This window comes from Vibrio genomosp. F10 str. 9ZD137, from assembly GCF_049974785.1.
Classification (GTDB): domain Bacteria; phylum Pseudomonadota; class Gammaproteobacteria; order Enterobacterales; family Vibrionaceae; genus Vibrio.
Genome location: NZ_JBNGCJ010000337.1, coordinates 1 through 1,698 on the forward strand (window position 1 = coordinate 1; position 1,698 = coordinate 1,698).

The 1,698-nt window shown below is 43.8% G+C and carries 2 protein-coding genes; one reads left to right on the forward strand and one right to left on the reverse strand.

The window, feature by feature from the left end; genetic code table 11:
• Positions 1–429: methyl-accepting chemotaxis protein (locus tag ACP45E_RS07090; RefSeq protein WP_241824279.1), on the forward strand; the 429-nt coding region annotated here is incomplete at its 5' end.
• 294 nt (positions 430–723) lie between these two features.
• On the opposite strand, the gene ACP45E_RS07095 is transcribed toward ACP45E_RS07090, so the two are convergent.
• The coding region (locus ACP45E_RS07095; protein WP_277815684.1) for an HNH endonuclease domain-containing protein at positions 724–1,698 on the reverse strand (975 nt) is incomplete at its 5' end.

A 1,698-nucleotide genomic window follows, 5' to 3' on the forward strand; every position in this document is an offset into this window, starting at 1 on the left:
GGTGAACAAGGCCGTGGGTTTGCAGTAGTGGCTGATGAAGTACGAGCGTTAGCTGGGCGTACTCAGCAAGCGACTGTTGAGATTCAGTCGATGATAGAAGCTCTGCAAAAAAACAGCCAGTCATTGACTAAGTTGATGAACGTAACCGTACACAATGCGGAAGAAGGGCAGAGCCTGATGGCTGAAGTCAATCAAGAAATTGGGGATCTTGCCGACCGAAATCAGTCGATCTCTAATTCCAGCATTCAAATAGCCACTGCCGCAGAGCAGCAAGGCGCAGTCGCCGATAATATTGCTTCAAGCGTTGAGGAAGTTAGAACCCAGGCCGATAACGTTTGTAAATTGATCAGCTCTACTACAGGTAATATTGAACAGCTGCGTCAGCAAAGTAATAATATGGAGAACCTTCTTACTGGACTAAAAGCATAAGCCCAGTAAAAACTAACTCACTAGGCGAATCGTGTGACTCGCCTAGCCATCCTTATTTCTTAGCTTGTAGTCTAGGCAGTGACTCCATTGCCCCCACCTTTGCATTTGTCCACCAGTAATGGCGTTAGTCAAACTAGACCACTCCTACAAAATGAGCAATAGGGAAAAGTTTGATCCTATTTTTCCTACTACTGGCTGTTCGAGTAAGTACGCCGCGCCTACTGCCAACCAAAGGAGCCTCTCAAGAGGATTAAAATTACGACTCAGAAAATACTGTGTGGCCTGTTCGAAAGATTATAGCCATTCGTTGATTAGTAAGCGGCTTTTGACGCCTCTAATTTGCAAATTCATCGCCTCAAACACTTCTTCGAAATCACGGCATTGCGGCGAAACATTAGGCAAAGATAAGCATGCTTCTTGGAAAAAACGATCCTCACTCGCCGTTCCCAACCAAGCCATTGTCCACCACTCTACAATTCGAGTTTTCGAATCCTGCAAACGCTGTTGGCTAGGAACACGATTGCTCTTTTTGTTGTTTTCTGCCGCTGTAGAAGGCAACAAATTCCATCTATCGTTATTGGGCCAATATACAAAAGGCAAACAGTGATCGATTTGATACGTTGACTGCAACTTTTGACCACTCCAAACACTCTCGACTCTGCCTTGTTGCTGAGTAATTTGGTCTACTCGTTTGCGAACAGCACGAGTATCGTGATCTTTCTCTACCCAAACTAAATAATCATAGTAAGTCTGCAAAGAAATATTACGTGCTTGATTGCGACTATACTTTTGCATCTCCATCACCCACTGGTTAACCACAAGAGGTTCAATCCACGAATGGAATAAACGCAAGCACTCCCATAAACTCCCATCAAGAATAAAATAACCATAGCTTTCAAAGAAACCTCGGTCTAACACGATGTTTTTCTTCTTACGCTTTGTCTTACGAGTAACAGAAAATACACAATTCTGTCTATCACCGATGTAAGTGAATTTCACAGGATTTTGGACGATGGTATCGAGTGTATCTTTAAACGTTTCTTGAAGCGCTTTAGCCTCATCACCGACGAAAATGGAACCTACTGCTAAATCGTCAACGCCAATATGTTTTAGCTTGTGCCAACCATCTGGCTTTATGAAACCTAACCCCTTATTTGGATTGCTGTTTTGTTGGATATCACCAATATCGATCAAGCGCTTAAACTGGCGGATCCAGTACAACGCCACGAGACCGAGTGGAATAGCCACTTTGCCATCGGTTCTGTCGAC